The following is a 26,102-nucleotide window of genomic DNA, read 5'->3' as shown; positions in this document are numbered from 1 at the left end:
TCGTGCTGGTCAGCCTGGACACCCCGTACGTCGACACGTGCGCGGCCGACCTGAGCCTGGCGCTCGGTGGCCCGGAACGCCCCGCCCTGCACGTCCGTGACCTGACCCTGCCCGGCGACGTCCGGCTGCGGCTGCGCCTGCTCGGTGCCTCCCACCAGGTCGTCCTCGCCGCGCCGGCCGCTGGTGCCGACGCGACCGCCCCCGATCGGCCCGGTGGGCTGGTCGAGACGGTCGCCTGCCTGCCCGGTCGGCCCCCGCACCTGCCTGGCGACCTGCACGACGAGGCGAGCGGTTACCGGTTCACCGCCACCGTGCTGCGCCCCGCCGAGGGGGAGCTGCACACCCGGATCGCCGCGCTCCGCGCCGACCTGGCCGACGACCCGTACGCCCTGGTCGGGGTCTTTCCCGGGGACCCGGACGCGGTGACCGCGCTGGCCGTACGCCCCGACGCGCCGGCCGGGACGGTGGCCTGGCGCACCTGGCACGCGTACCCCCAGACCAACGAACTGGTCCTGACCGAGACGGCGGTGACGCTCCCGCACGATCGGCGAGCCCCGCAGTCGCGAACGGAGGTAACACCGTGACGTACCGACGCTGGTTCGTGGTGGGGGTGGCCTTCGCGGTCGTCGGCGCGCTGGTCGCCGCCTTCGCGATCTTCTACGGCAACTTCTCGCCCCGGGGCTACATCGAGGACCGCTACACCCGGGCGGCGAGCCGGGACATCGGGCGGGACGCCATCGCGTACACCTCGAACCGCACCCCGAGCCAGGTGGCCAAGGACGTCACCGACGCCTGGAAGCCGGCCGACCAGTACGTCGACGGCAGCGGCGTCTACCTGCGCTACGACGACGACTCGCTGGTGATCCTGCCGATCGCCGCCGGCTCGCTGATCCTGCTGGAGCGGATGCGCACCGCCTACCCGCGTTACCACTCGACGGTGGGCAGCCACTGGGGCTGGGGTCGGGGCAGCACCGTGCGCGGCGGCGGTCCCGGCTCCGGCAAGTGACGCGTACCGACCCCGACCGAACGAACCCCTGGAGCACGCTGTGCAGAACCTGGTCACCGACCTGCTGGTCACCCTCGCCTACGGGGTGGTCGGTGTCGTCCTGATGGCCGTCGGCTACGTGCTGGTCGACGTGGCCACCCCGGGGAAGCTCCACGAGCTGATCTGGACCGAACGCAACCGTAACGCCGCGCTGCTGCTCACCTCGAACCTGGCCGGCGTCGGCATCATCGTGGTCGCCGCGATCGCCGCCAGTGAGGACGACTTCCTGCTCGGCCTGGTCGGTGCCGCCGCGTACGGGATCGTCGGGCTGGTCATCATGGCCCTGGCGTTCGTGCTGCTCGACGCGTTGACCCCGGGCAAGCTGGGCACGCTGCTGGTCGACCAGCAGCCGCACCCGGCGGTCTGGGTGTCGGCGATGGTGCACCTCGCCACCGGCGCGATCATCGCCGCCGCCATCAGCTGATGACCACGGCGAAGCAGCCGGCGAAGGCGAAGCAGAACTCGGGCGCCTGGGTCGTCTGGCTCTTCATCGGCGTGATGGCGCTGGTCTGCGTGGGCAGCAGCATCCTCAACCGGGACTCCGGGGGCACCACCGTGCCCGGTCCGGCGGCCGACGAGCGCGCCGACACCGTGCCGCTGCTCGTGCAGGCGGCCGACAGCCAGGGCATCTGCTACGGCTGGCGGCTGGAGAGGTCGTCCGGCGCGGAGGTCAGCGTCGGCTCCAACCTCGGCGACGGGGTGCCGGTGACCGGGGACGCCCGCTGCCCGCGCTGGGTGGAGGTCCGGGCCCGGATCATGTACACCTCGTCCAGCAGCGAGAGCAACGACTGGGCGACGGTCACCGTCTCCGGCTCCGACGACCTCGACCGGGCCGACCTGTGGGCGGTCGACAACGGGCTGGACCGGTTCGGGTTGGACACCGACACGTTCATCGACGATCCCGGCTGGGCGATCTGCCGGGCCGCGGTGACCCTGCCGCTGCTGGTCGCCGAGGCCGGTGTCGCCCCGCCCGCCGCCACCCCGACCGCCGACCCGGCCACGCCGGCCGGCGCGCTGCCGGACGCCGGGAACGACTTCCTGCGGGACCGCTGGGGCTGGCTGCTCGCCACCGTCGGCCTGCTGCTGGTCGCCGCGCTGCTGATCACCGTCGGGTTCGTCCAGCGCGGCCGGCAGCGCGCGACGCCGGCCGGACGCACCCGGGGGACACCGTGACCACCGTCGACGACACCCCGGCGGTCCGGCCGCGCTGGCGGCTGGCCCGCGCGTCGGTGTTGCTCGCCGTCTTCGTCTGCGCCGCCTGCGGCCTGGTGTACGAGCTGGCCCTGGTCGCGCTCGGCAGTTACCTGATCGGCGACACGGTCGGGCAGGCGTCGATCGTGCTCGGCGTGATGGTCTTCGCGATGGGGATCGGGGCGCTGGTCGCCAAGCCGTTGCAGCCCCGGGCCGCCGCCGCGTTCGCGGTGATCGAGCTGACCCTGGCCCTGCTCGGCGGCCTGTCGGTGCTCGGCCTCTACGCCGCGTTCGCCTGGCTCGACCTGTACGGCCCGGCGCTGGTCGGCACCGCGTTCGTGCTGGGTCTGCTGATCGGCGCGGAGATCCCGCTGCTGATGGTGATGCTGCAACGCATCCGGGAGCAGGCCGCCGGCAGCGCGGTCGCCGACCTGTTCGCCGCCGACTACGTCGGCGCGCTGCTCGGCGGGCTCGCCTTCCCGTTCCTGCTGATCCCGGTCTTCGGCCAGCTCAAGGGTGCCCTGGTGGTCGGCGCGGTGAACGCGGTGGCCGGCCTGGCCCTGGTCTGCACGGTGTTCCGCGCCGAGCTGAGCCGCCGGGCCCGGCTCGTGCTGGGCGCCGGCTCCGTCGTGGTCGCCCTCTGCCTGGGGTACGCCTGGGTCACCGCCGCCGACTTCGAGGTGACCAGCCGCCAGCAGCTCTACCGCGACCCGGTGGTGCACGCCGAACGCTCCCGTTACCAGGAGATCGTGCTGACCCGGTCGGTACGCGAGGTCGGCCACCCCGACACCGACCTGCGGCTGTTTCTCAACGGCGACCTCCAGTTCAGCTCGATCGACGAGTACCGCTACCACGAGGCGTTGGTGCACCCGGCGATGCGCGGCCCGCACGGCGAGGTGCTGGTCCTCGGTGCCGGCGACGGTCTCGCCGTACGCGAGATCCTGCGGTACCCGGACGTGCGCCGGGTGACCGTCGTCGACCTCGACCCGGCGGTGGTGGCGCTGGCCCGTTCCGAGCCGCAGTTACGCGCGCTCAACGGCGGCTCCCTCGACGACCCCCGGGTCCGGGTGCTCAACACCGACGCGTTCGGCTGGCTGCGTACCGCCGGTGAGCGCTTCGACGTGGTCGTCGCCGACCTGCCCGACCCGGACGAGACGGCCACCGCCAAGCTCTACACCGTCGAGTTCTACGCGTTGATCCGTTCGGTGCTCGCCGAGGGCGCCCGGCTGGTGGTGCAGTCCGGGTCGCCGTACTTCGCGCCCCGGTCGTACTGGTCGATCGAGGCGTCGATCCGTGAGGCCGGCTTCGCCACCGTGCCGTACCACGTCGACGTGCCGTCGTTCGGTGACTGGGGGTTCGTGCTCGCCGCCCCGGGCGGCACCCCGCCGCCGCTGGAACTGCCGGTCGACGCGCCCCGGCTGCGTTTCCTCGACCCGGCGGTGCTGCGGGCGGCGGCGGCCTTCCCCGCCGACCGGGGCCGCCTCGACGTGCCCGCCTCCACCCTGTTGAGGCCCAGGGTGCTCGACTACGCCCGCAGCGAGTGGCGCGGCTACTAGCCTCGGAGGCGATGTCACCGTCGCTGCGCCGCCGGCTGCCACCGCGCGCGGTGGACGCTGCGGCGTACCTCCAGGCGTTCGTGCTGTCCGGGGTGGCGACGGTGCTGGTCACCCGGGCGTTCCTGCACGCCACCGGCTACCCGCAGCTCGGCGGCGGCGGCCTGCACATCGCGCACGTGCTCTGGGGCGGCCTGCTGATGACCGTCGGGCTGGGCGTCGCGCTGGTCTTCCTCGGCGGGCCCGCCCGGATGACCGGGGCGGTGCTCGCCGGGATCGGCTTCGGGCTGTTCATCGACGAGGTCGGCAAGTTCGTCACCGCCGGCACCGACTACTTCTACCGGCCGGCCGCCGGGATCATCTACGCCGTCTTCGCCCTGCTGGTGGTGATCACCCAGGCGTTGCGCGAACGGCTGCGCCCGACCCCCGGCGAACGGGTGGCCAACGCGTTGGACGTGATCGTCGGCGGTGTCGGCCGGGGGCTCACCGACCGACAGCGAACGGCCACCCTGCGGCTGGTCCGGGGTGCCGGCCCGGAGGTCGAGTCGGGGGTGTCCGCGCTGCTGGACGTGGTGCCGCACCGGGAACCACCGCCGCGGCGGTTCTGGCAGCCCTGGGTGGACCGGCTGCGTGACGCGCTGGTCCGGCTGACCGCCCAGCGTTGGGTGGTCCTGCTGGTGGTGGCCTACCTGGTCGTCGAGCCGGTGGCGACGGTGGTGGCGGTCGCCACCGAGGGCGTCACCGGCGAGCTGGACCAGCTCGGCGAGTGGGGCGCGGTGCTCGGGGTGTCCGCCTCGGCCGTGGTCGCCGGGGTGCTGAGCATCCGCGCCGCGTTCCTGCTCCGCAACGACCGGCGGGCCGCGTTCCGGCTGTTCAAGCTGGCGCTCCTGGTCGACCTGCTGTTCGGGCAGATCTTCAACTTCACGGTCAACCAGTTCGACGCGGTGACCGGGCTCGCGGTGGACCTGCTCCTGCTCGCCGTGGTGACCGCCGAACACCGCCGACTGGTCCGCCAGTCGTGACCTCAACGGCCCCGGCCGGTCCCGGTCCGTGCCCGACAGCCGTGATTCGGCGGCTCCACCAGCGGGTACGGCTCCGTCGTACCCGGTGCGACGGGACTGCGGACGTTACCGTGGTGCGGTGATCTAGGAAGGAGAATCATGGTCGATTCCCACAGCACGCCCGCCCGGACCCGTCCGGGTCTGGTGACGCTCTCCAGCTACCTGCTGATGTTCTTCGCGGCGCTCCAACTGATCGGGCTGATCCTGACCCTGGCGATCAGCGGGAAGCTGCGCCAGGCGTTCGAGGACGCCTTCGAGGGGACCGCGAGCGAGGTCGAGGGCCTCGGCACCGCCGTCGTGGTCTTCGCCGTCGGCGCGTCCGCCGTCCTGCTGCTGATCGCGCTCGCCCTCGTCGTCCTGGCGATCTTCAACAACCGGGGCAAGAACGGCAGCCGGATCGCCACCTGGGTGGTCGGCGGCATCATGGTCTGCTGCGTCGGCGGTGGGCTGGTCAACGGTGCCGCGGGTTTCAGCGGCTCCACCGGCTCCACCTCCGGGGACGCGCCGAGCGCCGAGGAACTGGAACGCAGCATGAACGCCGTGCTGCCGTCCTGGTACAACCCGGTCAGCACCCTGCTCGGCGTGGTCAGCCTGCTCGCCCTGCTGGCGGCGCTGATCCTGCTCGCCCTGCCGCAGTCCAACGAGTTCTTCCGCAAGCCCAAGGCGGGCTGGGAGCCGCCGGTCCCGGGTGCCACCTACCCGGCCACGCCCGGCTACCCGCCCACCCCCGGTTACCCGTCCACCCCCGGCTACCCGGCGACGCCGGACTACCCGCAGCCCGGTGCGCCCGGCCAGCCCGGTGCCTCCGGCCCGTCGTCGGCCACTCCCGGCGTGCCGGACCAGCCGCAGTCGTCCGACGGCCCGTCCTGGTCGCCGCCGTCGGGCGGGGAGCCCGACCGCCCCACCGGAGGCAGCGGCCCGGACGACCCGCAGCGCCCCGCCGGCAGTTGACGGGCGCGTAACAGCGACACCGACGATTCCCTCCGAGTAGGTTGCACACCGACGCCTACCGGAGGGAATCGTCGTGTCGTACCCGGATCAGGTGCCGGACCGTCGCCCGCCGGTGGTCACCGTGGCGGCGGCGCTGCTCGGGCTGATGGCGCTCGCCGCCGGGGTCTACGCCGTCACCAGCCTGCTCGCCCTGGGTGGCACGATCGACCGGTTCCGGGGCGCCGCCGCCGGTACCGACGCCGACCCGGGCGACGTCGACGGGCTGGTCCGGCTGCTGCGGCTCGGCACGGTCGCTGCGGCGGTGTTGACGGTGCTGGTGGCACTGCTGCTGGTCGGCCTCGCCGGGGGGTTGCTCGCCCGGCGTCGGGCGGCCCGGGTCGGCGTCTGGGCGGTCTGCGGGCTGGGCCTGCTCGCCGGAGGGTGCGCCCTGGCCGTGCTGGTCGGCCAGCGGGTCAGGCCGCTGCGGCTGGGCAGCGGTGACCAGGGGGTGGCCGCCCTCTTCACCACCCTCGACGACGCCTATCCCTCGTGGTGGGTGCCGGTGAACGCGGGCGTCTCGGTGGCCCAGGCCCTCGGCTACCTCGCGGTGGCCGTGCTGCTCGCCCTGCGGCCGGCGAACAGCTGGTTCATCGGCAGGCGGCCGGTGCGACCCGGATACGGGCCCGCCCCGTTCACCGCCGCGCCCTATCCGTCCCCCGGACCCGCGCTGCCGTCGGTGCCAAGCTGGTCCGGGTCCGGAGCCGCCCAGGGTGCCGTACCGGCCGCGTCGCGACCCGATCCCGATCCCGGTGCCGGGCCGGCGGCGTCCGGGCCTGATCCCGGTGCCGGACCGACCGCGTCCGGGCCTGACGTGGTCCGCCGTCCCGCCGAGGAGCAACCGTGACCGTCGACCGAACCGTGCCCGGCCGGTGCGCACTGATCACGGGCGCCACCGCAGGGATCGGCGCGGCGTTCGCCGGGCAGCTCGCCGCCGAGGGCTGGGACCTGGTCCTGGTGGCCCGGGACACCACCCGGCTCGACGCCACCGCCGCCGAGCTGACCGGCCGGTACGGCAACCGGGTGGAGGTCATCTCCGCCGATCTGTCCACCGACGACGGATGCGCCCGGGTGGAACGGCGACTGGCCACCGGCGACCCGGTGGACCTGCTGGTCAACAATGCCGGATTGAGCCTGAACCAACCGTTTCTGCGGTCCACCGTCGCCGACGAGACGCGGCTGCTCCGGTTGAACGTGCACGCGGTATTGCGACTGACCCACGCTGCGCTCGGGCCCATGACGAGGCGCGGTAATGGGACAGTGATAAATGTCTCTTCGGTTGCCGGCTTCGGCCCGGTGATGCCCGGCTCCACCTATCCGGCCAGCAAGGCATGGGTCACCAGCTTCAGCGAATCGATCGGGCAGTCGGCCCGCGCGGCGGGGGTGCACGTGATGGCGCTCTGCCCCGGCTACACCCGCACCGGCTACCACGAACGCACCGGCATCGACATGTCCGGCATGCCGCGGTGGATCTGGCTCAAGGCCGACGACGTGGTCGCCGAAGCCCTGCGTGACCTGCGAAAAGGCAAAACCTTGAGCGTTCCCGACTGGAAGTACAAGCTGGCCGTGGCGAGCCTGCGGCACGTGCCGCGCCGGCTGCTGCGCGGTGCCTTCCGGGACCGGCGTGGGCAGGTCGACCCGGCCGGGCAGTGAGCGGCAGGCGGTGCCGGTCGACGCGCCGGTGCCTCCGGCGTGGCTGCGCAACTCTGCCGGTGCGATCGCGCAGCGTAGCCGTCCATCGCCAGTCATCGAGGGCCCGCATGGTCGGTCCGGGTGGGCCGCACACACGACCCACAGACTTGAGCAGTACCCTCTATCGCCATGGGGGACCACGACGACCTGCGTAAATTCATCACTGACCTGGCTGTGGTCCATGGCCGGGTCGTGCTCTCCTCGGGGCGGGAGGCGGAGTGGTACGTCGATCTGCGTCGCGTGACTCTCCATCACCGGGCCGCTCCCCTGGTCGGTCGGGTGATGCGGGAGCTGACCGCCGACTGGAATTACGACGCGGTCGGTGGGTTGACCCTGGGTGCCGATCCGATCGGCATCTCGATGTTGCACGCCGCCGCAGAGACCGATCGACCCCTGGACGCCTTCGTCGTCCGCAAGGCCGGCAAGGCGCATGGTCTCCAACGGCGGATCGAGGGTCCTGAGGTGGCCGGCCGGCGGGTACTGGCGGTGGAGGACACCTCGACGACGGGCGGCAGCGTGTTGACGGCCGTCGAAGCTCTACGCGAGGCCGGGGCGGAGGTCGTGGGCGTGGCGGTGATCGTCGACCGTGGCGCCAGCGACGTCGTACGTGCCGCCGGACTGCCGTATCGGGCGGCCTATACGTTGGCTGACCTCGGCCTTGTGGCGTAAAAATTTGCCGATTCGGATCTGCTGATATGCAGGCGGATCGATGCTGCTGGTGGAAGGATGGAATACGTGGGAACTGCGTTGGCTGAAATGACCATGCCTCAGATCTCGCCGCTTGCCGGCGAGCCGATCGAACGCGCCGACGCCGAGCGGCTGGCGGGGGTCCTCAAGGCCCTCGCCGACCCCGCCCGGCTGCGGCTGCTCAGCCTGATCCAGTCGGCGCCCGAGGGCGAAGCGTGCGTGTGTGACCTCACCGCGCCGCTCGGCCTCTCGCAGCCGACGGTCAGCCACCACCTCCGCATCCTCACCGAGGCCGGCTTGCTGGAGCGGGAGAAGCGTGGTGTGTGGGCCTACTACCGGCTGGTGCCGTCGGCGATCGCCACGATCGCCGACCTCCTCACGCCGCCGCGCAAGCGGGCCACCAAGAAGGCCCGCTGACTGAACCCGTTCGTCCCGTCCAGGGGCGACGTCCGATGGCGGACCAGGGGTGGCGCCATCGGGTGGTGACGGCTGTCCGTCACCGGTCAGTTCGCTGATCCACCACCGTGCCCGCGGTGGCGTACGCGTACGCAACGGCCGGTCCTCTCCCCGAGGGCCGGCCGTTGGTCGTCCGCCGGTCAGTGGCCCTGCCCGTGGTCCGGGTACCGCCCGCCGTCGCGTGGCGGGCGCTGCCCGTACGTCTGCGGGGGGAACCGCTGGTCGGGGCCGGGCTGCTGGCCGTACGGCTGCGCGTCTCCTGCCGGCTGCCCGGGGTGCGGCTGTGAGGGCTGGTCGTGGTGGTGGTGCTCGACGGCGTCCCGGACGGCCTCGACCGCCCCGACCGCGCTCGCTGCGGCGATCACGGCCACGGCCTCTCCGCGCCGACGCGCCCTGCGGTCGCGCAGGAACTCGAAGAAGATCGGCAGTACCGAGATCAGGATGATCAGCGCGACCACCGGCAGGATGTACCTGTCGATCTTGTCGCCGATGGCGCTGTAGATCTGGTCGGCGAGCAGGTAGCCGATCAGCAGGATGCCGTCCACCCAGAGGATCGCGCCGACGACGTTCCACAGGAGGAACTGCTTCGCCGGCATGCCGAGCGCACCCGCCACCGGGTTGAGGAACGTCCGCACGATCGGAATGAACCGGGCCAGCACAACGGCCTTGGCCGGGCCGAACTTCTGGAAGTAGAACTCCGCCTTCTCCACGTACTCCTTCTTGAAGAGCCGGGAGTTGGGGCGCTCGAACATCCGCCGGCCGTAGCGGGCACCGAGCCAGTGCCCGAGCTGGGCGCCGACGATGGCGCAGAGCGGCCCACCGATCAGCAGCCCGGCCAGGGAGAGCCGGGTGCCGCTGCCGAAGATCGCGTCGGCCACCGGCGACGCGGCGACCCCGGCCAGGAACAGCAGCGAGTCGCCGGGGAAGAAGAACCCCACCAGCAGGCCGGTCTCGGCGAAGAGGATCACCCACACGCCGACCAGCCCGAAGGTCTGGAGCAGATCCTTGGGGTCGAGCGGGTTCAGCGCGACCGTCTCCGCGACCACCCGCGTCTTCTCACCTGTGTCCACGGCCACACACCATACCGAGCCCACGAACCCACGGTTGCGGCACGCGTCCCTCCGACCGGCGACCCACCCCACCGGGCCCGCCCGGCCGGGCCATGAAACACCCGGCCGGGCGGGTCCGGTCAGGCCACGAAGCGCGACCGGCGACGCCGCGCCACCAGGTAGCTGCCGACCCCCGCCAGCAGCAGCGACCCGCCGACACCGGCGACCAGGACGGTCGGGGAACCGGTGATCGGCAGCGTGCCGTCGTCCGCGCCCTGCCCACCCGAGCCGGCGTTCACCAGGATCTTCGCGGTGTCGTTGCGCGGGTCGAGGTCCGTCGTGGTGGTCGGGCCGTAGAGCAGCTCGGTCCGGCCGGTCAGGGTGCCCGCCCGGTCGATCCGGAACGAGAACGGCAGGGCCACCTTCCCGCCCTTGCGGATGACGTCGTACTGGTAGCAGAGGTAGGCGCGGGCACCCGGCCGGCCGCCCTCCTCGTCCTGGATGTCGGCGTCGAGGCAGTTCCTGGGGGCCTTGACGGCGGTGACGCCCTTCGGCACGGTCATCTTGACGATCGTGTAGAAGTCGCGACCGCCGTTGGACGACGAGGCCGGCCCCCGGTTGGTGTAACCGATCGTGACCGGCACGGTCTCGCCCACCTTGGCGGTGATGCGCACCTCGTCGGCGGCCAGGTCGGCCCGCTGGTTGCCGGTGACGGTCAACTCGACGGGCGTTTCGTTGTCGGCCGGCTTGACGTCGGTCTGCGGTGCCCGGGACGCGCCGACGGGCAGTCGGGTACCGACCTGCTCCAGCCGCAGCACCTCACCCGTGCCCTGCTGGTCGAGGGTGTACCTGGGCTGCTGGTCCGCCCAGTCCTGCGGGGTGAACCAGGTGGCGGTGCCGGTCTGGGTGTTCGGTGCCGAGACGTCGCGGGGCACGGCGACACCGAAACCGCCGCCGACCCGGAACACCCGGCCCGGCGCGATCTCGTCGTCGAAGGTGCACACGAACAGGTTCGGCGTCCAGTTGCTCAGGCCGCCCTTGCTGCCGTACCGGCAGTTCCGGTAGCGCTGCGAGGGGGTGAGACCGTACATGGCCGACACGAGCAGCACCGCGCCCCGGGCGGTCTCCCGCCCCTGGTTGCCGACCGAAAGCCCCACCGGCACCGTGGCACCCGGACCACCTGTCACTTTCACCGCCGGACCCGCCACGAGGTCGACCGCCTCGCCGACGAGGACGGTCGAAGCGGCGGTGCTCGTACCCGATCCGGTGGTGGTCGCGGTGAACCGGATCCGGCCCTCCCGACCCACCTGGGCGCCCGCACGTGGGTGAATCGACAACGACACCAGGTCTGGTGCGTCCTCCTGGAAGGCCTTGCAGGTCAGGACGGTGCCGGCGCGGGTGCAGAACGGTTCGAGGGGACCGCGCACCTCCGCGAAGGCGTCGATCGCGCTGACGTCGACGGTGATGACGTAACTGTCCTGGAGTTTCTCGCCCACCAACCGCAGGACCACCGTCTTGCCGGGCCCACCCGGGGCCAGGGTGACGTCGTTGGCAGACGTGGTGAAGCCCGCCACCGCGGCCACGTCGGGGGAGGCGTCGGGGCTCGCGGGGGCGGCCGGGGCGGGAGCGGCGGAGGCGACGACACACGCGCCCACCACAGCAAGTCCGGCCAGCCAACGACGCGTCTCGTGCTTGCGCATCAGCGGATCCTGTCCTGAGGAAGTGCTACGGCGGTCGCCGCAGCCTAAGGAGTTCGTCCCCGGCCGGGTGTCCCACGCCGACGGGTGGCGGCAGAATGGGCCGAACAGCCGACGGATCCACCCCGAAGGCCCACCCCGCCCGCCCGTCCCGCCAGGGGAGGGGCGGTCAGAGCCGGGGGTCGACCGGCTCCGACTCGCAGGCGAGGATCGCGAAGACCAGCTCGTGCCGACGCCACAGCGGCGCATCGGCGACGTAGGCGTCCAGGGCGGCCAGACCGAGCGCGTGCTCGCGCAGCGCCAGGCCACGCTTGCGCCCCAGGGAACGGCGACGCAGCGCGGTGAGCTGCGCCGGATCGGTGTAACCCGGACCGTAGATGATCCGCAGGTACTCCCGGCCCCGGCACTTGATCCCCGGCTGGAGCAGCGAACCGCGCGCCGACCGGGCGGCCGGACCGGCGTACGGCTTGACCACCATCCCCTCGCCACCGGCTGCGGTCAGCGTCGACCACCACCCGATGGCCGCCGCCACCGCCGCCTCGTCGTCCAGCTCCACCACCTGCCGTCGGGTCGGCGTGAAGAACTCCGGGTCGGCCGCGCAGAGCCGGTCGGCCAACGACAGGTGCCACCCGTGGTCCCGGTCGGTGAAGGTCACCGTCGCCCCGGCGAGCACCGCGAACGGCGCCAGGGTCACCCCGCGCAACCCCTCGGTGGGTGCCACGTACGCGCGGTAGGCCGCCGAGTAGCCGTCGACCTCCGCCTGCCGGGCCGCCATCCGGTCCCGCAGCGCGGCCACCGGCAGTCCCCGAGCCGCCGCCGAGTCCAGCGCGGCGAGAGCCGCCGGCAGCGCCGCCCGCCCGGCCGCCCCGACCCCGGCGTACTGCTCGCGGATCAGCCCGGTCGCCTTCGCCGACCAGGGCAGCAGCTCACAGTCCAGCAGCAGCCGGTCGGTGCCCAGCTCGTCCCACAAGCCGGCCGCGCCGACCGCCGCCCGGACCCGGTCCAGCAGCTCCCCGTCCAGCGGCGGGCCGAAGAACGGCCGACCGGTACGGGTGTGCACCACCCCACCGCCGAACCGGCCGGGTTCCCGCTCGACCAGCACCACCGCCCGGGAACCCATGTGCTTCTCCTCGCACACCACCCGCTGCACGCCGGCCGACCGGTAATCCTCGAACGCCTGCGTCGGGTGCTCCAGGAACCCCGGCACGGTCGACGTCGAGCAGGGCGCCATCGTCGGCGGCAACCAGACCAGCCGGGCCGGGTCCACCGCGAACCGGCTCATCACCTCCAGCGCGGCGGCGGCGTTCTCCGCCGGCACGGTCAGCGTCCCGTAGGCGTGCTCCAGGTGCCGCCGCCCGGTCACGTCGGCCAGGTCGAGCACCGTGTCCGGGCGGGTCGGGGCGAACAGCGGTCGCGCCGGGGCGTACCACTCCCGCTGGGCGTCGACCGCCACCAGCTCCCGCTCGGGGTAGCGCAACGCGGTGAGCCTCCCGCCGAAGACGCAACCGGTGTCGACGCAGATCGTGTTGTTGACCCATTCCGGGGTCGGGGTCGGGGTGTGCCCGTACACGACAGTCGCCGCCCCCCGGTAGTCGCGCGCCCACGGGTAGCGCACCGGCAGGCCGTACTCGTCGGTCTCGCCGGTGGTCTCGCCCCAGAGCGCGAACGAGCGGACCCGGCCCGACGCGCGGCCGTGGTACGCCTCCTTCAGGCCGGCGTGCGCCACCACCAGCCGGCCGCCGTCCAGCACGAAGTGGCTGACCAGGCCGTCGATGAAGGTCGCCACCCCGGCCACGAACGTCGGGTCCTCGGCGGCGAGCTGGTCCATCGTCTCGGCCAGGCCGTGGGTGAGCCTGACGTCCTGGCCCCGCAGCTTGCGCAACAGCTTGTGCTCGTGGTTGCCCGGCACGCAGATCGCGTGCCCGGCCGCCACCATGCCCATCACCAGGCGCAGCACGCCGGGGGAGTCCGGGCCGCGGTCCACCAGGTCACCCACGAAGACGGCGGTACGACCAGCCGGGTGCACCGCGTCCACCGGGCGACCCGCGTCGTCGCGGTGCAGTACGAAGCCCAGCCGCGTCAGCAGCGCCTCCAACTCCGCCCGGCACCCGTGCACGTCACCGACGATGTCGAACGGCCCGGTCAGCTCCCGCCGGTCGTTGTACAGCTTCTCCAGCCGGACCTGCGCGGCGTCGATCTCCTCGACCCCGCGCAGCACGTGCACCCTGCGGAACCCCTCCCGCTCCAGGTGCCCGGACGACCGGCGCAGGTCACGCTGCATCCGGGCCAGCACCTGCCGGCCGAGCGTCCGGTCGGCGCGGGACCGGGTCCGTTCCCAGGCCACCGCCTCCGGCACGTCCAGCACGATCGCCACCGGCAGCACGTCATGCTCGCGGGCCACCCTGACCAGCCCGGCGCGGGCGTGCGGCTGGAGGTTCGTCGCGTCGACCACGGTCAGCCGACCCCGCCGCAGCCGGACCCCCGCCACGTGGTGCAGCGCCCCGAACGCGTCGGCGGAGGCGGACTGGTCGTTCTCGTCGTCGGCGACCATCGCCCGGAACGCGTCCGAGGCGAGCACCTGACTCGGCGCGAAGTGCCGCGCCGCGAAGGTGGACTTTCCCGAACCGGAGACGCCGACCAGCGCCACCAGGGCCAGTTCGGGAATGTCGAGGATGCTCATCGGGTCGCCTCCCGGCTGGCCACGGCGGTGAGGACGGCGAGCTGGGTGGGGTGGCCCAGCTCCGGGTCGGGGTCGCCGACCCCGCTGATCGTGGCCGTGTAGCCGTGCTCGGCGGCCACCCGGTCGACCCACGCGGCGAACTCGGCACGGGTCCACTCGAACCGGTGGTCGGGATGCCGGAACCGGCCCGCCGGCAGCCCCTCGTACCGCACGTTGTACTCCGCGTTCGGGGTGGTCACCACGAGCGTGCCCGGCCGGGCGTGACCCAGCACGGCGTCCTCCAACGCGGGCAGCCGGGCCGGGTCCAGGTGCTCGACGACCTCCATCAGCACCGCCGCGTCATAGCCGCGCAACCGGTCGTCCCGGTAGGTCAACGCCGACTGCCACAGCCGGACCCGGTCCTGCTGCCGCTGGGGCAGCCGGTCCAGCCGCAGCCGACGGGCGGCCACGGTCAGCGCCTGGGCAGAGACGTCCACGCCTACCACCTCGGTGTAACGCCGGTCGGCGAGCAACGCGGTGAGCAGCGCGCCACCGCCACAACCCAGGTCCACCACCCGGCTCGCGCCGCTGGCCGCCAGCGCGGCGAGCACCGCCGCACGTCGCCGCACCGCCAGGGACGCCCGCCGGGGGTCGGCGACAGCCGGGCCGGTGGCCTCGTCGACACTGTCGTCCGGCACGGGTACGTCGGCCAGCCGTAACTCGGCCAGCCGGGCCATCGCCCGCCCGGCCAACGCCCGCCGGTGCGTCAGGTAACGACGGGTGATCAACGCCCGCTCGGGGTGGTCGGCCAGCCAGCCCGCCCCGGCCCGCAGCAGCTTGTCGATCTCGTCCGGGGCGACCCAGTAGTGCTTGGCGTCGTCCAGCACCGGCAGCAGGACGTACAGGTGGTTGAGGGCGTCGGCGAGCCGGACCGTGCCGGTCAGGCAGAGGTCGACGTACCGGCTGTCACCCCATTCGGGGTGCTGCTCGTCGAGCGGGAGCGGGGCTGCGGCCACCGCCCAGCCGAGCGGGGCGAACAGCCGTACCGCCAGCTCCGCACCGCCCCGGCAGCGCAGCACCGGCACCCGGATGCTCAGCGGGATCGCCGTGCCGGCCAACTCCGGACGGTCCCGGGACACCCCGCGCAGCGCGGAACGGAACACCGTGGACAGCGCGGAGGACAGCAGGCTCGACGCGGCGTAGGCACGGTCGTTGACGTACTGCCCGAGGGTGAAACTCTCCGGGGTGGACGCCGCCCGCCGCCGCCCCACCCCGAGGCGCTGCGGATCGACCTCGACCAGCAGGGCGGCCGTGCACCGCTGCTCCGTCGCCTCCGGGTAGAAGACGTGCGCGGTGCCCGCCGGCAGGCCGAACTCCTGCACCCGGTCGGGGTGCTTGACCAGCAGGAAACCGAGATCCGTCGCCGGCTGGTGGGTGGTGGTCAGGGTGAGCAGCACGCGCCCATGATCCCAGCGCGGCCGATCCGGCGTCGTCCTCATTTCCCGGCACCCGGTGTCGTCGGTACCGCTCGTCCTTCTTCCCGGGCGCGGGCTGCTCTCAGCCCTGTCCGGCCGGCCGGACCCGCACCGTCAGCGGTAGTCGTCCTCGTCGGCGGTGACCACCCGGGCCTGCTCCATGGCGTCCCAGTCGGCGACCTCCAGGCCCCGGTGCGGCTCGGCGTCGGTCTCGTCCGGGCCGATCACGGCGGCCTGCTCGACCGCGTCGGCCGGCTCGGCCTCCAGGTCGCGTTCCTGCGGGTCGAGGTGGTCGCTCGGGGTGAAGTCCTCGTCGGGCTGACCCATCGTCCCTCCCTGGTTGCGGCGGCCTGTCCACCCCACCGTACGGGCTGGGGGCGGAGGTCGCCCGGTGGGCGCGGGAACGCGGGAACGTCCCACCGGCGACGCCGGGCGGTGTCAGGATGGATCGGTGGGCTTCCTGATCCGGTTGGTGATCACGGCGATCGCGCTGTGGGTCACCACGCTGATCGTGCCGGGGGTCGACGTCTCCGGACGCAACGGCGCGAACACCGCGTTCACCCTGCTGCTGGTGGCGCTGATCTTCGGCGTGGTCAACGCGGTGCTCAAACCGGTGATCAAGGTGGTCGGTTGCGTGTTCTACCTGCTCACCCTCGGGCTGTTCGCGCTGGTGGTGAACGCCCTGCTGTTCCTGCTGACCGACCGGATCGCGCGCGCGGTCGACCTGTCGTTCCGGGTGGACGGTTTCTGGCCGGCCTTCTGGGGGGCCATCGTGATGGCCGTGGTGACCTGGCTGATCAGCGTCGCCGTGCCGGACGGCCGGGAGGCCCGGTGAGGCCGGGCGGTGGACGGTCACCGGGGCGGTTGTGTCCGCCGACGCCTCCTACGGGATACTGCCGACGGTGGACAGCGCGGTCCGGCGCACCGATGGAAGACAGCGGCCAGCGCGGCCGAGAGCGGTAAGTAAGGAGCGTTTCACATGCCCATCGCTTCCCCCGAGGCTTACGCGGAGATGCTGGACCGGGCCAAGGCCGGCCGGTACGCGTACCCCGCGATCAACGTGACCTCGTCGCAGACCCTGAACGCGGCGCTGAAGGGCTTCGCCGACGCGGAGAGCGACGGCATCATCCAGGTGTCCACCGGTGGCGCGGAGTACCTGTCCGGCCCGTCGGTCAAGGACATGGTGACCGGCGCGGTGGCGTTCGCCGCGTACGCGCACGAGGTGGCCAAGAAGTACCCGGTCAACATCGCGCTGCACACCGACCACTGCCCGAAGGACAAGCTGGACGGGTTCGTCCGGCCGCTGATGGCCATCTCCCAGGAGCGGGTGAAGGGCGGCCAGGAGCCGCTGTTCCAGTCGCACATGTGGGACGGCTCGGCCGTGCCGGTGGCGGAGAACCTGCAGATCGCCGCCCAGCTCCTCGACGAGGCCGCCAAGGGCAAGATCGTCCTGGAGATCGAGGTCGGCGTCGTCGGTGGCGAGGAGGACGGCGTCGAGAACGCCATCAACGACAAGCTCTACACCACCGTCGAGGACGGTCTGGCCATGGTCGAGGCGCTCGGCCTGGGCGAGAAGGGCCGCTACATGGCGGCGCTGACCTTCGGCAACGTGCACGGCGTCTACAAGCCGGGCAACGTCAAGCTCCGGCCGGAGATCCTCAACCAGATCCAGGAGGCGGTCGGCGCCAAGTACGGCAAGGACAAGCCGCTCAGCCTGGTCTTCCACGGCGGCTCCGGCTCGCTGCTGGAGGAGATCCGGGAGGCGCTCGACTACGGCGTGGTGAAGATGAACATCGACACCGACACCCAGTACGCCTTCACCCGGCCCGTCGCGGACCACATGCTCCGCAACTACGACGGCGTCCTCAAGATCGACGGCGAGGTCGGCAACAAGAAGCAGTACGACCCGCGTGCCTGGGGCAAGCTGGCCGAGGCGGGTCTCGCCGCCCGGGTCGTCGAGGCGTGCGAGCACCTGCGCTCCACCGGCACCCGGATGAAGTGACCCTGACGTACCCCGTCGACGGCCGGCTCCCCACCCGGGGTGCCGGCCGTCGCCGTCTCGGGTCCCGACCGGCCGGGCCGGACGTCAGGCGGTCGCGGTGAGCACCCGGACGGCCTCCCGTACGTCGTCGGTGAGGTGGATGCTGCCGGACAGGTCACCGAAGGGCGACCCGGCGAACAACGGCCGCAGCAACGACTCGATCGGCAGCTCCCGGGTCCAGTACGCCTGGTCGAGGAAGACGTACGCCCCGCTCGCCCCGTCCGTGCCGTAGTACGTCTTCGTGGCCGCCTGGAACACCTCCTGCACGGTGCCGGCCCGGCCGGGCGCGAAGACGATCCCGCCCCGGGCCAGCCGCAGGATGGTGTCCTCCCGGATGGCGTTGGAGAAGTACTTGGCGATCCGCCCGGCGAACAGGTTCGCCGGTTCGTGCCCGTACAGCCAGGTGGGGATGGCCAGCCCGCCGGAACGGGCCCAGTCCACCCCGGGACCGCGCTGCTGCGGCACGGTCGCCGCGTAGCGGTCCCGCACGGCCAGCGCGGCGGCCGTGTAGCGGTCGTGGTCGGTGAAGTCGGGGGCCACCGCCAGCAGGTCGATCGCCGTGTTCAGCTCCTGCGCCGGCCAGGCCGACAGGAACGCGCCCAGGTTGGCCGCCTCCATCACCCCGGGGCCGCCGCCGGTCACCACCAGCCGGTCGGCCCGCGCCAGCTCCCAGCCCAGCACCGCCGCCATCCGGTACGGCACACTGCCGCGCGGCACCGCGTGCCCGCCCATCACCCCCACCACCGACTGCGGCCCGTGGGTGGACAGCCAGGTCCGGGTCGCGTCGGCCAGGGCGTTGTCCACGCCGTGGTCGTGCAACCGCTGGCCGAGCGCCTCCTTCACGTCCGGCAGCGCGCCACCGTGGGCGCGGAAGTGGTCGTAGACCCGGGTGTCGTACATCCCGGCGAACCCGGCGGTGGCGAACCCCTCGGCCAGGTCGGTCGGGGTGTAGAGGTGGGCCGGCTGGGTCGGGTACGGCAGGCCGGAGAAGGGCGGTACCACGTTCGCGCCGCGCCGGACCAGGTCCGCGCCGACCTCCCGGCCGGCGAACCGGCAGCCGACGAAGAGCGTGCCGGCCACGTCGGTGGCGGTCAGGTCGGGGACCGGGTCGAGATCGAGGCGGAGCCCCTGCACGGTCAGCCCGGCGAGGCTGTCGGCGGCCAGGTGCCTGTCGAACTCGGCACGGGTCTCGATCTCGTCATGACTGGTGTCGTGCGGCGCGATGACGTCCGCCGGAGGTGGGGTGGGCACCCCGCCATCCTGCCCCCACCCCGCCACCGCGCACCGGGGCAGGGGTACCGACGACAGGAGCCCGGCGACCGAGGTCGCCGGGCTCCTGCGTAACCGGGTCCTGGGGAGGCTCCGGACCAATAGTTGTAGTGGAAAATATCTTCGGGTGGCATGGGCCGCAGGGCCGGTACGGTCGGCCGAGGGTTCACCCGACGGGGCCGAGGGTTCACCCGGTGGGGTCCCCGACGTGACGTAGACCTCCACCGTTCAGCCAGCGTACCCACCCGACCCCCTCGCGCCCCGCAGGGCGAAGCGGGTTGAATGGGGCGATGCAGAACCTGTTGCCTGAGCCTCCGGCCACTCTCCTGCCCGCGCACGACGACGCGGACGCCGCGCTGGCCGCTGCCGTAGAGCAGGGCACCGACGAGGCGTACGCCGAGGTCGCGGCCCGCTTCCCGACGCACAGTGCGGCCTGGGCGGCGCTGGCCACCCGGGCCCTGGACGGCGGCCAGGTGGTCGCGGCGTACGCGTACGCCCGCACCGGTTACCACCGGGGCCTGGACCAGTTGCGGCGCAGCGGCTGGAAGGGGCACGGCCCGGTCCCCTGGTCGCACACCCCGAACCAGGGCTTCCTGCGCTGCCTCTACGTCCTGTCCCGGGCCGCCGGGGAGATCGGCGAGGCGGACGAGGCCGCCCGGTGTGCCCAGTTCCTCCGCGACTGCGACCCGGCCGCCGGGGACGCCCTCGCCAGCGCCTGACCGACCCGTCTCCGGTCCGCCCCGACGGTTGTCGGGGCGGACCGGCCGACCAGGGTCAGAGGCCCTCGGCCACCGCTGCCGCGATCTTCAGCCAGGCGTCCCGGGTGGCCGAGGAGAGCCCGCCGTACCGGATCGGCTCGCCGGTGTCGATCAGCCGCTCGTACGGCGCGAGCAGCACCGCCCTCGTCCGGGCGGCGAAGTGCTCCTGGATGGCCGGCAGGTCGATCTCCTTGCGTGACGGGGGCATCGACACCACCGTCACCGCCTGCCGGACCAGCCGGTGCCGGCCGCTCTGCTCCAGGTGGTCGAGCATCCGGGCGGCCGTCTCCGCCGAGTCGTTACGGGCCGACATGGTGACCACCAACTGGTCGGTGGCGTCCATCGCGGCCTGCCAGTTCTGCGCCCGGACGTTGTTCCCGGTGTCCACGAAGATCAACTTGTAGAACCGGCTCACCACCTCGCGGATCTCGGCGAACGCCGCCGCCGTCAGCATCTCGCCCCCGGTGGCCGACTCGTCCGAGGCGAGCACGTCGAACATCCCCTCGCCCTGCGAGCGGACGTACTGCGACAGGTCGCCGATCCGGCCGTGCGGTCCCTGGAACTGCCCGAGGTCCCGCAGCATGTCGCGCACCGTACGGGAGTGGAAGTCCTGCTGCGCCCGCATCCCCAGGGTGCCCTGGGTCTCGTTGTTGTCCCAGGCCAGCACGTAACCCCCGCGCTTCTGCCCGAAGGTCATCGCGAGCAGCAGGATGGCCACCGTTTTGCCGGCCCCGCCCTTGGGATTGACCACTGTCACCTGGCGCAGCCCGCCGAAGTTGCGGCGCACCATCTCGATGTCCCGCTTCACCTCCTGCTCGTGCTGCCCCGGGGGGAGCTTCACCAGGCCGATCCTGTTGACCATGGCCCGGACGCCCATCGTGGCGATCGGCTCGGCCGGCCGGATCTGCCGGCGGCGGGCGAAGTCCTCGGCGGTCGGGGCGATCCCGCTCTCCGGCGACCACCCCATCTCGGGGTAGCCGACCGAGGTGAGCGGATCGGGATGGACCGGCGCGGGTGGGGACGCCGGAGGCGTCCCGCCGGAGGTCGACGGCTCCGGCCAGGACGGCCGGTACCACCCGCCGGTCACCTGCTGCGCCGGTGCGGGCTGTTCCGCCGCCGGTTGCGGCCCCGGAACCGGCAGACCCGTCACCTGCTGCGGTCCGGCCTGCTGTCCTTCTGCCTGCTGCGGTGCGGTCTGTTGCCCTGTTGCCTGCGGCGGTCCGGGCACCGGCTGGCCGGGTCCGGGTTGCTGTCCCGGTGCCGGGTACCCGTGAACCGGCAGGCCGGGTTCGCGGGGCCCGGGTAGCGGCAGCCCCGCTGCCGGCAAATCGGGCCGTGAGAGGCCCGGTGCCGACGAGCCGGGCAGCGGCAGCCCGGGTACCGCTGGCTCCGGCAGCGCGGGACCGGACCCTGACGGCTCGGGCAGGCCGGACCCTGATGCCTCGGGCAGGCCGGGTGCCGGCTGGTCGGGCAGGCCGGGTCCCTCGCGGTCCGTCGACTCCGGTCGGAGCGGGGCGGGAACTGCCGTCCCGGTTCCGGGCGGATCGAACCCGGGGACGGCCGTTCCGGCTGCGGTCGGCTCGGGCCGGCCCGGTGGCGTCGGTTCGCCCGACTCGGGCCAGCCCGCTGCCGGTTGCTCCGGGCCGGCGTCCCCGGTGGCGGCCCGGTACCCGCCGGGGACACCGGAACCGGCGACGGGCGGCGGTGCGGTGGCCGGACCGGTGGCCCGGTCGGGCTCGTCGATCCCGGTGGAGAGCCGCTGGGGCGGCAACGCCCAGGGTGACTCGCCCCGCCCCGTGGACTGTGCCGGCACCGCCGCCACGACCGCCGGTTCGACCTCCTGGATCCTGGAGGATTTCGGCCCCGCCGGGGGCCCGAACCTTCCAGGATTCAACTCGGTCGGGTCATCTCCGTGGGCCACGACGCTCCCGTTACGCGGAGGGGATGGTGGGGCGGGATGGGACGGACTGTTCGGCGGGGGCGTCGGCGCAGCCGACATCGACGGTCCTGGCCCGGCGGGCGGGGCAGCCGGAGTCAGCGGCCCGGGCCCGGCCGGCGCAGCAGCCGTGGAAGGTCCGGGCGGCGGAGCGACGGGGGCCGGCGGTGCCGGTGGCCCGGCGAGCGACGGGTCCAACGTGAAGGGCAGGTCGAGATCCACCCGCCCGGTCCGGCCCGGCGTTCCACCGGCCGGTGCGGTCGCCCGGCCCGCACCGCCACGATCCTCCGGCGCGGCGTACCCGGGAGGGGCGTAGCCGGGTGGCGGGTCGTAGCCGGGGGAGTCGTCGTACCTCGGGGAGTCGTCGTACCTCGGGGGAAGGTGGGTCGACGGGGTCGGCTCGGGCAGGTCGGGCACCCAGCCGTCCCCGGGCGGGGCCCAGCCGCCGTCGGGCGGCAGGGGCGCGACCTCCGCCGCGAGCGACGGGTACGCCGTCGGCGGGTAGACCGGCGTGGGCTCGGCGGCCCAGTGCGGCACCGGGGGGTCGGGCGGCCAGAGTGGTTCGATGTCCCGCTCCGGCCCCGGCTGCTGGCCGGGCTGTCCGGCCCGGTCGGCGTTGTCGTCCACCACGGATCCTCCCCACTCCTCCCGCCGAGGATAGGCCGTCCCGTTCCCGTTACGCCGGGTGACGGATGTGGGGAACGGTCAGCCGGTGAAGACCGCCCAGGCCCCGGGCTCGGTCCACCAGGACCGCTTGCGGCTCAGCTCACCCTCGACCCCGTCGTCGAGGAAGGGCACCCGCTCGTCCCGGGGGATCACCGCCACCGCCCGGCCCCGGGCCCGCCGGACCTCGTACCGGATCTTCTTCTTCCTACCCAACGTCGGGCGGGTCGGCACGGGAACGGCCACCGCGACCTCCACCCGACCGTCGGCCGGGTCGCCGGCGGTGAGCAGCGGCAGCGAGTCGAGGGTGGCGTAGCCGCCGGCGTTGCCGATCGCGCAGGCCAGGATCGGGTCCGCGCCGTCGGAGAGCACCGCGTCGTCCACCTCCACCCGACCCCGCCAGTGCAGCGGCCGGCCCGCCTCGTCGGCGGCACCGAGCAGCGCCCCGTCCAGGGTCACCGAACCGCCGTCGTTGCGCAGCAGGTCGAGCCGGCGTACGCCGCCGTCGAGCACGGCCGCCGCCACCGCCGCCGGGTCCCGGGGCAGGCCGAGCTGCGCGGCCAGGTCCCGGTGCGGGCCACCCCGGGCCGGATCGAGCGGGAGTACGCCGATCGGCGGCAGGTCGGGCACCGTACGGTTGCCGGCCAGTTCGGCGGGACGGCGGCTGGGCGGTGGGGCGTACCGGCGGACGAGCCGACGCACGACGGCGCGCAACTGGGCGTCGCTGGCGACGGCGACGACCAGCCTGGTCTTGCTGTCCGGGTCGGGCCAGGCGAGGCCGTCGGGGCGGGCCGGGGCGTCCAGCCGGGCCAGCACCTCGTCGACCTCGGCGTCGGAGCGGGCGACGACGGTCTCCACCCGGGCACCCCGTGCGGTCAGCGCGTCCGCGCAGGCCAGCACCGGTACGCGCGGCGTCTCGCAGCGCTGTCCGTCCGGCGGCGCGGCCGGTTTGCCGGTGGCCTCGGGAGCACCGCCGCAGCAGGCGTCGCCGCTGCCGCAGCCCCCACCGGGAGCGTCCCGCTCGGAGCCGAGGGTGAGCAGCACCACGTCGTACACTCCGGGCCTCCTGCCTCGCGACGTGAACCCCTGCCGGCCACGCCGTTTCTACTTGTTAGCCTGACACCCCGGGCTCGCCAACCGGTCGCCACCTGGCACCCGAGCCTTCTGGAGGCGGAAAAGATGCCAGCGATCGTGCTCATCGGTGCTCAGTGGGGCGACGAGGGCAAGGGCAAGGTTACCGACCTGCTGGGTGAGCGGGTCGACTACGTCGTGCGCTACTCCGGCGGCAACAACGCCGGCCACACGGTGATCACGCCGGACGGGCAGAAGTACGCGCTGCACCTGATGCCGTCAGGCGCGCTCTCCCCGAGCGCGATGATTGTCATCGGCAACGGGGTGGTGGTCGACCCGAAGGTGCTGCTCGCCGAGATCGATGGGCTCGCCGAGCGGGGGGTGGACGTGTCCCGGCTGCGGATCTCCGGCGACGCGCACCTGATCATGCCGCACCACCGGGCGCTGGACCGGGTGGTGGAGCGCTACCTCGGCTCGGCCCGGATCGGCACCACCGGGCGCGGCATCGGCCCGGCGTACGGCGACAAGGTCGCCCGGATGGGCATCCGGCTCCAGGATCTGCTCGACCCGGGCATCCTGCGCAAGAAGCTGGAACTCGCGCTGCGTGAGAAGAACCAGCTGCTGTTCAAGGTCTACAACCGCAAGGCGATCGACGTCGAGGAGACCGTCGAGGAGTACCTGCGGTACGCGGAGCGGCTGCGGCCGTACATCGCCGAGACCCGGGTGATGCTCTGGGACGCCCTGGACCGGGGCGAGACGGTGCTGCTGGAGGGTGCCCAGGCCACCATGCTCGACATGGACCACGGCACGTACCCCTTCGTGACCTCGTCGAACCCGACGGCCGGCGGGGCGTGCGTGGGTGCCGGCATCCCGCCCACCGCGATCAACAGGGTGATCGCGGTGAGCAAGGCGTACACCACGCGGGTGGGTTCGGGCCCGTTCCCGACCGAGCTGTTCGACGACAACGGCCAGCACCTGCGCAAGGTCGGCCACGAGTACGGCACCACCACCGGCCGGGAACGCCGGTGCGGCTGGTTCGACGCCGTCGTGGCCCGGTACGCGTGCCGCCTCAACGGCGTCACCGACCTGGTCGTCACGAAGCTGGACGTGCTCACCGGCCTGTCCAAGGTCCCGCTCTGCGTCGGGTACGAGATCAACGGTGAGCGGTTCGACGACATGCCGATGACGCAGACCGACTTCCACCACGCCACCCCGATCTACGAAGAGCACGACGGTTGGTGGGAGGACATCAGCAAGGCGCGCACCGAGGACGAGCTGCCGGAGAACGCCCGCCGCTACATCGCCCGCATCGAGGAGATCACCGGCACCCGGGTCAGCGTGGTGGGCGTGGGCCCCGGCCGCGAGGAGAACGTCGTCCGCCACCCCCTCCTCCCCTAACCCCCCCCGCCTCCCTCCCCCGCTTCCCGCTCCCGCCGTGCCCCGGTGATCAAGAGGTTTGCGTCACGGATTCGCCGTCCGATGACGCGAACCTCTTGATCACCTGTGGAAATCCGGAGGTTGTCCACAGGGTTATCCACAGGGGTGGAAGTGGGGGTGGGCGGGGCGTGAGGGTGGCGGGGTGATGCCGCTCGAAATTCTCCGTCGGGTCGCCCTCGGGCAGGACGGCATGGTCACCATGTCGCAGGCCCTCGCGGCCGGGCTGACCCGGCACCATGTCCGGCAACTCTGCCGCTCCGGGCGGTGGAGGCGACTGTCCCGTGGTTGCTACGCCCCCGCCGGGCAGCCACCGGACGCGATCGCCCGGCGGGCCCGCATCCGGGCGGCGGTGACGAGCCTCGGCCCCGGAGCCTTCGCGGTCCTCGACAGCGCCCTCGCGCTGCACGACATCGCCGGGCCACGCCGATCCGCCGTCCACGTGTCGGTGCCGGTGGACCGGCCCCGGCCGCAACGGCACACCGACCCGATGCTCGTCGTCCACCAGTTCACCGTGGCCCCGGGCGACGTCGTCGACGTGGCCGGCATTCCCACGACCTCGCCGTTGCGCACGGTGACGGACATGATTCTCCGGCTCGACCGGTACCCGGCGGTGTCCGTGCTCGACTCGGCACTGAACCGGGGGCTCGTCACCCCGGAGGACCTGGCCACCGCTCCGGCGCTCGTCCGGGGCCGCCGGGGTGCCCCGGCGGCCCGCAGCCACCTCGCCGAGGTGGACGGTCGCGCCCAGTCACCGCTGGAGACCTGGTCGCGGCTGCGCTGCGTCGACGGCGGAGTCCCGCCCGACGTGCTGCAACAGGAGGTCCGGGACGGGGACGGTCACCTGCTCGGCATTGGTGACCTCGGGTGGCGGGCGGCGCGGTTGATCGCCGAGGCCGACGGGGCGGGCCCACACGGCACCCCGGAAGCCCTGTTCGCCGACCGCCGCCGGCAGAACCGCCTGGTCAACGCCGGTTGGCGGGTGCTCCGGTTCACCTGGTCCGACGCGCTGCGCCCGGACTACATCCCGCACACCGTCCGCCAGGCCATGGCCTTCGGCCACTCCCGCCCCTAGGCCCTCGGCTGCCCCGTCCCGGCACCGCCCTGTGTCTCGGCACCGCTCCGTCTCGGCATTGCCCCATCCCATCCCGCTCTGCCCAGTCTCGGCACAGCCCGGCCCGGCCCCGCCCCGGCATACCGCCCCGCCCCAGCTCAACCCGACTCCACCTCGCCTCACCCCTGACCCCTGACCCCTCGGACGGTGATCAAGAGGTTTGCGTCAGCTGACCAAGAGGTTTGCGTCAAAGTCGATCTTCAACGTGACGCAAACCTCTTGATCAGCGGGGCAGGGCGGGGCGGCACGGGGCGAGGGTGGGGC

General features: G+C 73.0%; 22 protein-coding genes and 2 pseudogenes. 16 read left to right on the top strand and 8 right to left on the bottom strand.

Going from position 1 to position 26,102, the window contains the following annotated elements:
* The first annotated feature begins 2 nt into the window (after positions 1–2).
* From JQX11_RS31070 to JQX11_RS31020, 11 genes are all read left to right on the top strand, one after another.
* Positions 3–584 (top strand): DUF2617 family protein, encoded by a 582-nt coding sequence (locus JQX11_RS31070; RefSeq protein ID WP_204928479.1) that lies wholly within the window; start codon positions 3–5, stop codon positions 582–584.
* Positions 581–1,006, top strand: a complete 426-nt coding sequence (locus JQX11_RS31065) for a DUF4247 domain-containing protein (protein WP_204928478.1) — start codon at positions 581–583, stop codon at positions 1,004–1,006. Before JQX11_RS31070 ends, JQX11_RS31065 begins: the two co-directional genes overlap by 4 nt.
* A 40-nt stretch (positions 1,007–1,046) precedes the next feature.
* Entirely contained in the window at positions 1,047–1,469 is a 423-nt protein-coding gene (locus tag JQX11_RS31060) for a DUF350 domain-containing protein (RefSeq protein ID WP_204928477.1), read from the top strand.
* A complete protein-coding gene (locus tag JQX11_RS31055; RefSeq protein WP_204928476.1) occupies positions 1,469–2,218 on the top strand; it encodes a hypothetical protein in 750 nt (249 codons plus the stop codon). Before JQX11_RS31060 ends, JQX11_RS31055 begins: the two co-directional genes overlap by 1 nt.
* Positions 2,215–3,792 (top strand): polyamine aminopropyltransferase, encoded by a 1,578-nt coding sequence (locus JQX11_RS31050; RefSeq protein ID WP_204928475.1) that lies wholly within the window; start codon positions 2,215–2,217, stop codon positions 3,790–3,792. Before JQX11_RS31055 ends, JQX11_RS31050 begins: the two co-directional genes overlap by 4 nt.
* A gap of 35 nt (positions 3,793–3,827) precedes the next feature.
* Positions 3,828–4,811, top strand: coding sequence for a hypothetical protein (locus JQX11_RS31045; protein ID WP_204928495.1), 984 nt, complete (start codon positions 3,828–3,830; stop codon positions 4,809–4,811).
* Positions 4,812–4,949: 138 nt separating this feature from the next.
* Positions 4,950–5,801, top strand: coding sequence for a hypothetical protein (locus JQX11_RS31040; RefSeq protein WP_204928474.1), 852 nt, complete (start codon positions 4,950–4,952; stop codon positions 5,799–5,801).
* A gap of 73 nt (positions 5,802–5,874) precedes the next feature.
* Entirely contained in the window at positions 5,875–6,684 is an 810-nt protein-coding gene (locus JQX11_RS31035; protein ID WP_372444658.1) for a hypothetical protein, read from the top strand.
* A complete protein-coding gene (locus JQX11_RS31030; protein WP_204928473.1) occupies positions 6,681–7,490 on the top strand; it encodes an SDR family NAD(P)-dependent oxidoreductase in 810 nt (269 codons plus the stop codon). The genes JQX11_RS31035 and JQX11_RS31030 overlap by 4 nt, the downstream gene beginning before the upstream one ends.
* A 168-nt stretch (positions 7,491–7,658) precedes the next feature.
* Complete coding sequence (pyrE, locus tag JQX11_RS31025) at positions 7,659–8,198, top strand: orotate phosphoribosyltransferase (protein ID WP_088641922.1); 540 nt, start codon at positions 7,659–7,661, stop codon at positions 8,196–8,198.
* A 57-nt stretch (positions 8,199–8,255) separates the two neighbouring features.
* On the top strand, positions 8,256–8,633 hold the full coding sequence (locus JQX11_RS31020) for an ArsR/SmtB family transcription factor (protein WP_007454255.1): 378 nt from the start codon (positions 8,256–8,258) through the stop codon (positions 8,631–8,633).
* A gap of 341 nt (positions 8,634–8,974) precedes the next feature.
* Here the strand turns inward: JQX11_RS31020 and JQX11_RS31015 are convergent.
* The 5 genes and pseudogenes from JQX11_RS31015 to JQX11_RS30995 form a co-directional block, all read right to left on the bottom strand.
* Positions 8,975–9,748 (bottom strand): annotated as a pseudogene (locus JQX11_RS31015) (DedA family protein); the annotation flags it as partial.
* Between the two features lie 113 nt (positions 9,749–9,861).
* Positions 9,862–11,421 (bottom strand): LPXTG cell wall anchor domain-containing protein, encoded by a 1,560-nt coding sequence (locus tag JQX11_RS31010; RefSeq protein WP_204928472.1) that lies wholly within the window; start codon positions 11,419–11,421, stop codon positions 9,862–9,864.
* Positions 11,422–11,587: 166 nt separating this feature from the next.
* On the bottom strand, positions 11,588–14,098 hold the full coding sequence (locus JQX11_RS31005) for a polynucleotide kinase-phosphatase (protein ID WP_204928471.1): 2,511 nt from the start codon (positions 14,096–14,098) through the stop codon (positions 11,588–11,590).
* On the bottom strand, positions 14,095–15,534 hold the full coding sequence (locus JQX11_RS31000; RefSeq protein ID WP_204928470.1) for a 3' terminal RNA ribose 2'-O-methyltransferase Hen1: 1,440 nt from the start codon (positions 15,532–15,534) through the stop codon (positions 14,095–14,097). The genes JQX11_RS31005 and JQX11_RS31000 overlap by 4 nt, the downstream gene beginning before the upstream one ends.
* Before the next feature lie 132 nt (positions 15,535–15,666).
* A complete protein-coding gene (locus JQX11_RS30995; RefSeq protein WP_204928469.1) occupies positions 15,667–15,879 on the bottom strand; it encodes a hypothetical protein in 213 nt (70 codons plus the stop codon).
* Between the two features lie 124 nt (positions 15,880–16,003).
* On the opposite strand from JQX11_RS30995, the gene JQX11_RS30990 reads away from it, so the two are divergent.
* Positions 16,004–16,387 carry a phage holin family protein gene (locus JQX11_RS30990; protein WP_204928468.1) on the top strand — a complete coding sequence of 128 codons (384 nt, stop codon included), beginning with the start codon at positions 16,004–16,006 and terminating at the stop codon, positions 16,385–16,387.
* A 144-nt stretch (positions 16,388–16,531) separates the two neighbouring features.
* Positions 16,532–17,554, top strand: coding sequence for a class II fructose-bisphosphate aldolase (gene fbaA / locus JQX11_RS30985; RefSeq protein WP_204928467.1), 1,023 nt, complete (start codon positions 16,532–16,534; stop codon positions 17,552–17,554).
* 84 nt (positions 17,555–17,638) lie between these two features.
* On the opposite strand, the gene JQX11_RS30980 is transcribed toward fbaA, so the two are convergent.
* Positions 17,639–18,844: an LOG family protein gene (locus JQX11_RS30980; protein ID WP_204928466.1), complete on the bottom strand. Its 1,206-nt coding sequence runs from the start codon at positions 18,842–18,844 to the stop codon at positions 17,639–17,641.
* 308 nt (positions 18,845–19,152) lie between these two features.
* Here JQX11_RS30980 and JQX11_RS30975 point away from each other — a divergent pair, with 308 nt between their 5' ends.
* On the top strand, positions 19,153–19,581 hold the full coding sequence (locus JQX11_RS30975; RefSeq protein ID WP_204928465.1) for a DUF3151 domain-containing protein: 429 nt from the start codon (positions 19,153–19,155) through the stop codon (positions 19,579–19,581).
* 55 nt (positions 19,582–19,636) lie between these two features.
* Here the strand turns inward: JQX11_RS30975 and JQX11_RS30970 are convergent.
* Both JQX11_RS30970 and JQX11_RS30965 read right to left on the bottom strand, forming a co-directional pair.
* Positions 19,637–21,055 (bottom strand): annotated as a pseudogene (locus tag JQX11_RS30970) (MinD/ParA family ATP-binding protein); the annotation flags it as partial.
* Between the two features lie 1,206 nt (positions 21,056–22,261).
* On the bottom strand, positions 22,262–23,275 hold the full coding sequence (locus tag JQX11_RS30965) for a diacylglycerol kinase family protein (protein ID WP_204928464.1): 1,014 nt from the start codon (positions 23,273–23,275) through the stop codon (positions 22,262–22,264).
* A gap of 123 nt (positions 23,276–23,398) precedes the next feature.
* Between JQX11_RS30965 and JQX11_RS30960 the strand changes: the two genes are divergently transcribed.
* Entirely contained in the window at positions 23,399–24,688 is a 1,290-nt protein-coding gene (locus tag JQX11_RS30960; RefSeq protein ID WP_204928463.1) for an adenylosuccinate synthase, read from the top strand.
* Between the two features lie 184 nt (positions 24,689–24,872).
* Complete coding sequence (locus tag JQX11_RS30955) at positions 24,873–25,799, top strand: type IV toxin-antitoxin system AbiEi family antitoxin domain-containing protein (RefSeq protein WP_204928462.1); 927 nt, start codon at positions 24,873–24,875, stop codon at positions 25,797–25,799.
* Positions 25,800–26,102 lie beyond the last annotated feature (303 nt).

The organism is Micromonospora humida, from assembly GCF_016901255.1.
GTDB lineage: Bacteria > Actinomycetota > Actinomycetes > Mycobacteriales > Micromonosporaceae > Micromonospora > Micromonospora wenchangensis.
The sequence above is the reverse complement of the archived record's forward strand: the minus strand, read 5'-3'. Positions and strand labels throughout refer to the sequence as shown.